Raw genomic sequence first — 9899 nt, forward strand, 5'->3', positions numbered from 1 at the left:
ATGAAAGAGCATTACGATGTAGTAATTATTGGCAGCGGTTTGGGCGGTTTAGTATCGTCTATTATTCTGGCAAAAGAAGGTTACAGCGTTTGTGTGCTCGAAAAAAACAATCAATACGGCGGAAATCTACAGACTTTTGTACGAGACAAAACCATTTTTGATACCGGAATTCACTACATCGGAGGCCTTGAAAAAGGTCAAAATTTGCATCAATATTTTAAATATATTGGTATTATAGACCAACTAAATCTAAAAAAATTAGATGAAAACGGTTTTGATATTATCTCTTTTGAAGATGATAAAAACGAATATCCACATGCACAAGGTTATGAAAATTTTGTCGATCAATTGGGTGTTTATTTCCCTGATGAAAAAACAAATATTGCAGCATATTGCGAAAAATTAAAAACAATCTGCGACTCTTTTCCACTTTATAATTTAAACTGGGAAGGGAAATATGACAATGAAATTTTGGCGCTCAACGCCAAAGAAACTATCGAATCTTTTACTGAAAATGAAAAACTAAAAGCAGTTTTGGCAGGCTCAAATTTTCTATACGCAGGGATTCCGGATAAATCGCCTTTTTACGTTCATGCCCTTTCGGTAAATTCGTATATTCAAAGTTCATGGCGCTGCATCAACGGCGGAAGTCAGATCACGAAACAACTTTTAAAACAGCTCAAAAAATACGGTGGTGAGTTTTATAAATACAAAGAAGTTACTCGTTTTAATGTTGAAAACAACAAAGTAACATCCGTAGAAATGAAAGACGGAACTACCGTTTCCGGAACTCGTTTCATCTCTAATATAGATCCAAAAGCTACCCTGAAACTTGTTGGCGAAGAGAATTTCAGAAAAGCTTTTTTTAGCAGAATTCAGAGTCTTGAAGGCGTTATTTCAGCCTTTAGTTTATACATTGTTTTTAAACCTGAAACTTTCAAATATCTGAATCATAATTACTATCATTTTAAAAAAAGCAGCGAAGTCTGGAATGCGCATGATTATGATGAAGACTCTTGGCCAAAAGCTTTTATGGCTTCTATGAATGCCTCCAAAAAACAGGAAATATGGGCCGAAGGAATGACTTTTATTACTTATATGAAGTATGATGATGTTGCGCCCTGGATTGATACTTTTAACACAACTGTTGAAGAAAATGATCGTGGAGAAAGTTATGAGCAATTCAAATCGAGAAAAACTGCTAAATTTCTTGATGAAGTCGAACTAAAATTTCCGGGTATAAAAGATTGTATTCGGTCAATTCATACCTCTACTCCGCTTTCGTATCGTGATTATATTGGCGGTCACAATGGCAATATGTATGGTTATGTTAAGGATTCAGACAATCCTATGAAAACCTTAATTCCTTCAAAAACAAAACTTGACAATTTGTATCTTACCGGTCAAAGTATCAACATGCACGGCGTTCTTGGTGTAACTATTGGCGCTGTTGTAACGTGTTCAGAAATTATTGGAAAAGAATATTTGGTGAATAAAATTAATCAGGTTTCTGCTGAATAAATGTGCGTATGAAAAACCGAATTACTTTCCTTCTTTCGATCGGTTTTTTATTGATACTCGCTTCTTGCGGTACCTCAAAATCAATGAGCCATCTGCCCGATATTTCTAATTATGATACTATAAAACCTATCGTAATTAAACAATCTGGAAACTTATTTATCTCTGGAAAAAGTTCACTTTTAAAAAACAAACAAGGTCTTTGGGAATTGTATGTCGAAGGCGATCCGTTACAACTTGGATTAACAACCGGAGCTTTGTCGGATTCACTTCTTAAAAAACAAGAGCAGATATTTTTCTCCAAAATAAAGGATTTAATTCCTTCAAAATTTGAGCAAAAAATGTTGCGTTATTTCCTAAAATGGTACAATCGGAAGTTATATTCGAATGTTACTCCAGAATATCAATCGGAAATTTATGGTGTTTCACAATATACTTCACATGATTTTGATAACATTGCACCACAATATCAGCGAAGTTTATACTTGCACGCCGCACATGATATTGGTCACGCTTTGCAAGATCTGGCTTTGGTTGGCTGCTCGTCTTTTGCGGCTTGGGGAGAAAAATCCGAGACCGGAAGTTTAATCCTCGGGCGTAATTTTGATTTTTATGTAAGTGACGCTTTCGCGGAAAATAAAATCATTGCGTTTATAAATCCAAAAGAGGGTCACAAATTTATGATGATTACCTGGCCCGGAATGATTGGAGCGGTTTCTGGTATGAATCAGGAAGGTTTGACGATTACGATTAATGCCTCAAAATCAAAAATTCCGATGATTGCAAAAACGCCAATTTCAATTGTGACCCGCGAAATTTTGCAGCACGCAGCAACTATTGATGAAGCAATTGCAATCGCAAAAAAAAGAAAAGTGTTTGTTTCAGAATCTATTATGGTGGGAAGCGCGAAGGATAACAAAGCCGTTTTGATTGAAGTTTCGCCCAAAAAAATGGATGTTTATGATGTTCCAAACAGCGATCAGTTAATTTGTTCAAATCATTTTCAAGGTGAGGATTTAAAAGACGAAAAGCGAAATCAACTTCAAATTGCTAATAGTCATTCTGAATATCGCCTTGAACGAATGGAAGAACTTTTTGCAGAAAACCCTAAAATCAATCCAAAAATTGCTTCCGAAATTTTACGTAATAAAGAAGGTTTGCATAATATTTCCTTAGGTTATGGTAACGAAAAAGCACTAAATCAATTAATGGCGCATCACGGAATTATCTTTGAGCCCAAAGAAAAATTAGTTTGGGTTTCGGCAAATCCATATCAATTAGGTGAGTTTGTTTGCTATAATCTTGATTCTATTTTTAAAGAAAGAAAAACAAGTTCTGTGATTTCATTTCAAGAAGAAAATCGCAATATTGCAAAAGATCCTTTTCTGAAAACTACGGCTTACGCAAATTATCAAAAATTTAGAATTGAAAACGATAAAATAGATTGGTATCTAAAAAAGAAAGAAACAATAAGTCTGGAATTTATCCAGAACTATCAATCCTTAAACCCTGATTATTGGGTTGTGTATTACAAAGCAGGGTTGTACTTTTATCAAAAAAAAGAATATCAGCTAGCTCAATCTAATTTTGAAAAAGCTCTGACCAAAGAAATTACAACAGTTCCTGATAAAGCAGAAATTGAAAAATATTTAAAAAAACTCAAAAGAAAATTACAATGATTCCAGCAATAGAAAAAAATTCTTTAGAAGAAATTAAAATTTTTCAAGAACAAAAATTAGCCGAACTTTTACAGTATATCAGTCAAAATTCTCCTTTTTACAAACGTCTTTTCGCAGGACAAAATATTGATCTTTCAAAAGTTAAAACACTCGAAGATTTACAACATTTACCCGTAACCACAAAAGAAGATTTACAAGAATACAACGATGATTTTTTGTGTGTTCCGCAACATAAAATTATTGATTATGCCTCGACTTCAGGTACTTTAGGCGATCCTGTTACTTTTGGTTTAACCGATTCTGATTTGGATCGATTGGCATATAATGAAGCAATTTCGTTTGCCTGCGCCGGAATTGCAGAAGGCGATGTAGTACAATTAATGACTACAATCGACAGAAAATTTATGGCTGGACTGGCCTATTTTCTTGGATTACGAAAATTAAAAGTTGGCGTAATTCGAGTTGGTGCCGGAATTCCGGAATTGCAATGGGATTCTATTTTAAAATATAAACCTTCTTATTTAATTACGGTTCCTTCTTTTCTTTTGAAATTAATAGAATATGCCGAAATTCACGGAATTGATTATAATAATTCAAGCATAAAAGGCGCTATTTGTATTGGAGAGTCTTTGCGAAATGAAGATTTTTCGATGAATACTTTATCTCAAAAAATTATCGAAAAATGGAATATTAAGTTGTTTTCAACTTATGCTTCTACAGAAATGAGTACAGCTTTTACAGAATGTGAACACGGAATTGGCGGTCATCATCATCCCGAATTGATTATTGTTGAAGTTCTGGATGAGAATAATATTCCTGTAAAAAATGGCGAAGTTGGCGAATTGACTTTTACCACTTTGGGTATTGAGGCAATGCCTTTATTACGCTTTAAAACCGGAGATATTGTTCAGCTTCATAACGAGCCTTGTGCTTGTGGAAGAAATACTTTGCGCGTTGGTCCGGTAATTGGACGTAAAAAACAAATGATAAAATACAAAGGTACAACGCTTTACCCACCTGCAATGAATGATGTTTTGAGTGGTTTTGATAATATTGAAAATCATATCATAGAGATTTCTACCAACGATTTAGGAACTGATGAAATCGTGATAAAAATTGCCGTAAAAAATCAAACTCCTGAATTTTTACAAGAAATAAAGGACCACTTTAGAGCGAAATTAAGAGTAACGCCAAAAATAGAATTTGCTTCAAAAGAAACTTTGAATCCGTTGGTTTTTAATCCGATGAGTCGAAAACCAATTCGATTTTTTGACTATAGAACTTAATATTAGGTACAAAGCGACAAAGGTTCAGAGGAACAAAGGTTTTCTCATTAGCCTGATAAAAAACCTTTGAACCTTTGCCTCTCTGAACCTTTGAACCTCAATTTGGTACAAATTGAACTAAATGTTGTAATTTTGCAAAAAATATTGAAGATGGTCAAGATTGGCAACATAGAATTACCCGAATTTCCTTTATTACTCGCACCGATGGAAGATGTGAGCGATCCACCGTTTCGCAGATTATGCAAAACGCATGGCGCTGACATGATGTATTCTGAATTTATTTCATCAGAAGGATTAATTCGTGATGCTATTAAAAGTAGAATGAAGTTGGATATTTTTGATTACGAACGCCCCGTTGGAATTCAGATTTTTGGTGGTGATGAAGAAGCAATGGCGCTTTCGTCTAAAATTGTTTCTACAGTAAAACCAGATTTAGTGGATATTAATTTTGGATGTCCGGTAAAAAAAGTAGTTTGTAAAGGTGCCGGAGCCGGAGTTTTGAAAGATGTTGATTTGATGGTGCGTTTAACAAAAGCTGTAATTAGAAGCACCGATTTACCAGTTACTGTAAAAACACGTTTAGGTTGGGATGACAACTCTATTAATATTGATGAAGTTGCTGAAAGGTTACAAGATATTGGTGTTCAGGCTTTGACGATTCACGCCAGAACTCGTGCTCAAATGTATAAAGGCCATGCCGATTGGTCTCATATTGCTCGTGTAAAAAACAATCCTAGAATTACAATGCCTATTTTTGGAAATGGCGATATCGACAGTCCTGAAAAAGCATTAAAATATAAAAATGAATACGGCATTGACGGAATCATGATTGGTCGTGCCGCAATTGGTTATCCGTGGATTTTTAACGAAATCAAGCATTATTTTAAAACCGGAGAACATTTACCTGCTCCAACCGTTGTTGATCGTGTAGAAGCCGCAAGAAACCATTTAATGTGGTCGATGGAATGGAAAGGTGAACGTTTAGGAATTGTTGAAATGCGTCGTCATTATACCAATTATTTTAAAGGAATTCACTCTTTTAAAGAATTCAAACAAAAACTGGTTACAACTGATGCACCTGAAGATTTATTCAATATCATGAAAGAAATTGAACAGGTTTATGCAGGATATGAGTTTGCTTAAAATAACATAATCTTTGTCAAAGTTTGAAACTTTGACAAAGATCTTTAATACAAAAAAAGACCTTCAAATTTGAAGGTCTTTCTTTATTATAAACTAAACCTGAACACGTTTCCACTTTCCTCTTTTGTAAAAGAAAATCCCTGCGAGTGTAATAGCGGTTTCAGCAACCGGAATTGCAATGAAAACACCTGTTGGTCCCATATTAAAATGTTTGGCTAATACATAAGCAAGCGGAATTTGAAACAACCAAAACCCAAAGAAATTAATTCCCGTTGGTGTCCAGGTATCTCCTGCTCCATTGAAAGTGTTAATCAAAACCATCCCTATTCCGTAGAAAATAAATCCGATGCTCATAATTTGTAAAGCTTCGACTGCGATGACTTTCACCATTTCATCATTGGTAAAAAATGAAATAATATATTGACCAAAACCTAAGGTAATCACCATAATACTTGCCATAAAAATGACATTGTATTTTGCGGTTGTGTATACTGATTTTTCGGCACGTTCGATTTGTTTTGCTCCTAAGTTTTGCCCAACCAAAGTTGCTGCTGCATTACTTAATCCCCAAGCCGGAAGTATAAAAAACATCATAATTCTCAAAGCTGTCTGATAACCTGCTGAACCATGATCTCCACCGGTTGTAGCAACTAACTGTGCCAAAAAAATCCAGCTGCAAGATGCAATTACAAATTGTAAAATTCCCGGAGCTGCAATTTTTACCAATGCTTTTATCTGTTTAAAATCAGGGATAAAATAAGAGATCTTAATCTTCAAAACTCCATTTCCTGAAAACAAATGATAGACTTGGTATAATACTCCAATACTTCTTCCTAAAGTAGTAGCCAAAGCTGCACCAATTAATCCGAAGGCTGGAATTGGACCAAATCCATTAATTAATATTGGACATAAAATAATGTTGCAAATATTGGCCAACCAAAGACTTTTCATGGCAATTGCAGCATTTCCTGCTCCACGAAATATTCCGTTTATTAAAAATAAAAGCATAATACACAAACTTGAACCAATCATAATTTGTGTAAATCGATAACCGTGTTCAGCAGCATCTACAGATGCACCCATAAACAATAGAATGTCTTTGGCGTATATAACTCCAAAAACACTCATAATACTGTTGATAACGCATGCAACAAGAATAGCCTGCATTCCTGCTTTTGAAGCAGCAACGGGATCTTTTTCACCAATTCGTCTGGCTACAACTGCAGTTGCTGCCATGCTCATCCCTATCGCTAATGAATATATAATAGCAAGTACAGATTCTGTTAATCCAACGGTTTGAATAGCAAAACTACTGTGCTCAAGGTGCCCTACGAAATATAGGTCGACTAAGGCAAAAACCGATTCCATCATCATTTCTAAAACCATTGGAATGGCTAATAGAATAACGGCTTTTTTGATGCTTCCGGCGGTATAATCAAAAGATTCATCTCCTTTGATTGCTTGTTTTAATGTGGTAAAAATTTTAGAAAATAGACTTTTCTTTATAATAGTTTCTGTCATGATATATTAGGATAAATGATAAAATTAGTCCAGATATAATAATCTGAACTGAAGAAAAATAAACGTAAGTATCCTAATTATTTGAAAAATAAAATAGGATTAGGCAGAAACAATCATATGCTGTAGATTTTTGAGACGATAAATATAGGTAATATTTTTTGAGTAGAAATACTAATCTAACAGCTTTTTACTTACTCGGCTACTGGCAATCAATGATGCAACAAAACCAAGAGAAACAATTGTTCCCATAACGATAAGTACATTTTCCACGGTAAAAACTACCGGATAAGCCAACGTTGGTGTGAGCATAATCATTTCATATTTTTGTTGCAGGACTACCAAAATGATTCCCAGAAGAAGTCCGATCAAACCTCCAAAAACACTTAATAAAGTTCCCTGAAGCAAAAATATTTTTCGCAAATGGTTGATTTCTGTTCCAAGATTAAAAAGGGTTTTTAGGTTTCCTTTTTTCTCTAAAATCATCATTATTAAAGCTCCAATCAAGTTAAAAAGTGCTACAATAATTACTAAAGTAAAAATCAGATAAACGGCAATATTTTCGGTGTTAAGCATTTTATACAAAGACTCATTAAGCTGTGCTCTGTTTCTAATTGTGATTTTATTTTGAAAGATTACTTTAAGTTTTGCATCAATAGCAGCTTCATCTGCATTATCTTTCAAATTAAATTCGACTCCGGAAATCTGATTGGGTTTGTACATCAATAATTCCTGAGCTAAACCCAGATCGGCAAACACATATTTCGAATCCAAATCTTCGCTGATAGAATAAACTCCAACTGGTAAAACATCTGTTTTATTAAATGCTTCTTCAGGATTTTCAATAGTTCCTTTTCCTGGTTTAGGAGCAAATATTTGCAGTGGATTTTCGAAATCAAGAATTCCTAAAGAAAAATCGCGAGAAATCCCATATCCTATAACAACCTGATAGGTATCCGCTTTTAGCCATTGTCCGTTAAAAAGTTTCTTCTTGATATCGTTAACGACAGCATAATTACTGTCAACACCTTTTAGATACGTTACTTTTTGTTTGTCTTTAAACAAAAACAAAACACGTTCTTCAATAATTTTGGTGTATGAAACTATACCGTCAATTTTTTTAATCTGACTTTCCTGATCCAGCGTAATCAAAAAAGATTTACCTAAAGTACTGGTAATTTTTAGATCCGGATCTATTTCATTGGTGAAAGAAAGACTGAATACTTTTAGTCCGCTAAAAACAGACAAAACTACAAACAAAGCCATTGTGCCAACAATAATTCCCATGCTGGCAATGCGATTAATAATATTTATAGCATTGTTTTTACTTCTGCTAAAAATATAACGTTTGGCTATGTAAAGGGGGAAATTCAATTTATGATTTTCTTCTTTTTTCTAAAAGATCACGGTTTTCGATTGGGTTTTCTCTGTTTGATAAAGCGTTGTCAATTTTTTCAATGTAATCTAAAGAGTCATCGATAAAAAACACCAAATTTGGTACACGACGCAATTGCAAACGCACGCGCTGAGATAAATCATGTTTAATTAAGGTTGTGTTTGATTTTATACCTTCTAAAGTTTCTTTTGCTTTATCTTGAGGAAAAATGCTTAAATACACTGTTGCCACAGATAAATCTGAAGTAACACTAACCTTGGATACCGAAATTACCAAATTACTAATTCCGTTTTTTCGCACTTCACCTTGCAAAATATCAACCAAATCTTTTTGGATGACACCGCCTATTTTTTTCTGTCTATTTGTTTCCATAATGCAAAAATACTATTTTTAAATTTCAATCAATACAATTTCAAATGAACAATAGGATCATTTTTGCATTCTAACTCACTTTTGTTCAATTTTAAATGCTTTTTCTAATAAATATCCAACAACCAGATCATTAGTTTATCATTTCTTCTTGATTTAGCCAATGATAAAAGTCATGTTTTTCATCAGATTTATTCTACATATTTGATAGAAATATAACAACACATTTATTATGAAAAAGAGAGAACCAATCAGTCATATCATGACTAAAACCGTAATTACTGTAAACGAGAATGATAATCTTAGAAAAGTAGTAGAGACGCTAAAACAAAATTCAATTCGCCACATTCCTATTATTAAAGGCAAAGAAGTAGTTGGTATTATTAGCCGTACAGACATAAACCGGTTAACTTTTGGCGCTTTATTTGAAGGTCAGGAAGGCGCAGATGAAGCTATTCTGGATATGTTAACTATTTCTCAGGTAATGACTTCAAGACCTAAAACTGTTTCATCGGATACTATTATAAGAGATTTAGCCGAAATTTTTGTGAAAGAAGAATTCCATGCTTTACCTGTTGTAGATAATGGAGAATTAAAAGGTATTGTTACTACTACAGATGTCGTGAAATACTTTCTAGAACAATATGATTAAATGTCTCGTCCTAAAAAAACGACACTGATTATTAGATAAAAATAATTAATTAAACAGTTGCAAGAACGTTCTTGCAACTGTTTTTGTTTTTATAGGTTCTTATTTGGATTTGATTTTGACAATGCATTTGATTTGGTGTTAGCATATGATTAGAATAATGTGGTCTTTGTTCATTGTAAATATTGATCGATTCTTTTATAATTTGTTTTGTAATTTTTATTTTTTGATGATATTTATCGATCATAAATTCTTGTTTTAAAATTCCATTAATTCTTTCTGCTACGGCATTTTCATACGGGTCTGAGTTTTGGGTCATACTGCATAAGACTTTATTTTTG

At 33.6% G+C, this 9899-nt stretch carries 9 protein-coding genes; 5 read left to right on the forward strand and 4 right to left on the reverse strand.

Annotated elements, in window-relative coordinates; genetic code table 11:
- The 4 genes from CHB81_RS02220 to dusB all read left to right on the forward strand — a co-directional run bounded on the left by CHB81_RS02220 (nucleotide 1) and on the right by dusB (nucleotide 5626).
- On the forward strand, nucleotides 1-1521 hold the full coding sequence (locus tag CHB81_RS02220; protein ID WP_089350245.1) for an NAD(P)/FAD-dependent oxidoreductase: 1521 nt from the start codon (nucleotides 1-3) through the stop codon (nucleotides 1519-1521).
- Between the two features lie 8 nt (nucleotides 1522-1529).
- A complete protein-coding gene (locus CHB81_RS02225; RefSeq protein ID WP_089350246.1) occupies nucleotides 1530-3197 on the forward strand; it encodes a C45 family peptidase in 1668 nt (555 codons plus the stop codon).
- On the forward strand, nucleotides 3194-4483 hold the full coding sequence (locus tag CHB81_RS02230; RefSeq protein ID WP_089350247.1) for a phenylacetate--CoA ligase family protein: 1290 nt from the start codon (nucleotides 3194-3196) through the stop codon (nucleotides 4481-4483). Before CHB81_RS02225 ends, CHB81_RS02230 begins: the two co-directional genes overlap by 4 nt.
- 150 nt (nucleotides 4484-4633) lie before the next feature.
- Nucleotides 4634-5626 carry a tRNA dihydrouridine synthase DusB gene (dusB, locus tag CHB81_RS02235; RefSeq protein ID WP_089350248.1) on the forward strand — a complete coding sequence of 331 codons (993 nt, stop codon included), beginning with the start codon at nucleotides 4634-4636 and terminating at the stop codon, nucleotides 5624-5626.
- A 93-nt stretch (nucleotides 5627-5719) separates the two neighbouring features.
- Here the strand turns inward: dusB and CHB81_RS02240 are convergent, their stop codons facing one another.
- From CHB81_RS02240 to rbfA, 3 genes are all read right to left on the reverse strand, one after another.
- The gene (locus CHB81_RS02240) at nucleotides 5720-7147 is read right to left on the reverse strand and encodes an MATE family efflux transporter (RefSeq protein WP_089350249.1); all 1428 of its coding nucleotides are present in this window, start codon (nucleotides 7145-7147) and stop codon (nucleotides 5720-5722) included.
- A 171-nt stretch (nucleotides 7148-7318) separates the two neighbouring features.
- The gene (locus CHB81_RS02245; protein WP_089350250.1) at nucleotides 7319-8518 is read right to left on the reverse strand and encodes an ABC transporter permease; all 1200 of its coding nucleotides are present in this window, start codon (nucleotides 8516-8518) and stop codon (nucleotides 7319-7321) included.
- A gap of 1 nt (nucleotide 8519) precedes the next feature.
- A complete protein-coding gene (gene rbfA, locus CHB81_RS02250; RefSeq protein WP_042564857.1) occupies nucleotides 8520-8912 on the reverse strand; it encodes a 30S ribosome-binding factor RbfA in 393 nt (130 codons plus the stop codon).
- A 229-nt stretch (nucleotides 8913-9141) separates the two neighbouring features.
- Here rbfA and CHB81_RS02255 point away from each other — a divergent pair, with 229 nt between their 5' ends.
- The gene (locus CHB81_RS02255) at nucleotides 9142-9561 is read left to right on the forward strand and encodes a CBS domain-containing protein (RefSeq protein WP_089350251.1); all 420 of its coding nucleotides are present in this window, start codon (nucleotides 9142-9144) and stop codon (nucleotides 9559-9561) included.
- Between the two features lie 49 nt (nucleotides 9562-9610).
- On the opposite strand, the gene CHB81_RS02260 is transcribed toward CHB81_RS02255, so the two are convergent.
- Nucleotides 9611-9899, reverse strand: a 289-nt coding sequence (locus CHB81_RS02260) for an integrase core domain-containing protein (protein WP_141130349.1), incomplete at its 5' end; no start/stop codon positions are given.

The organism is Flavobacterium sp. ov086, assembly GCF_900187965.1.
GTDB lineage: Bacteria > Bacteroidota > Bacteroidia > Flavobacteriales > Flavobacteriaceae > Flavobacterium.

What these genes read in the sequence shown, in the direction of transcription:
- CHB81_RS02220 (WP_089350245.1), top strand. Translation starts at nt 1, where the DNA reads ATGAAAGAGCATTACGATGTAGTAATTATTGGCAGCGGTTTGGGCGGT.
- rbfA (WP_042564857.1), bottom strand. Translation starts at nt 8,912, where the DNA reads ATGGAAACAAATAGACAGAAAAAAATAGGCGGTGTCATCCAAAAAGAT.
- CHB81_RS02255 (WP_089350251.1), top strand. Translation starts at nt 9,142, where the DNA reads ATGAAAAAGAGAGAACCAATCAGTCATATCATGACTAAAACCGTAATT.
- CHB81_RS02230 (WP_089350247.1), top strand. Translation starts at nt 3,194, where the DNA reads ATGATTCCAGCAATAGAAAAAAATTCTTTAGAAGAAATTAAAATTTTT.
- CHB81_RS02240 (WP_089350249.1), bottom strand. Translation starts at nt 7,147, where the DNA reads ATGACAGAAACTATTATAAAGAAAAGTCTATTTTCTAAAATTTTTACC.
- dusB (WP_089350248.1), top strand. Translation starts at nt 4,634, where the DNA reads ATGGTCAAGATTGGCAACATAGAATTACCCGAATTTCCTTTATTACTC.
- CHB81_RS02225 (WP_089350246.1), top strand. Translation starts at nt 1,530, where the DNA reads ATGAAAAACCGAATTACTTTCCTTCTTTCGATCGGTTTTTTATTGATA.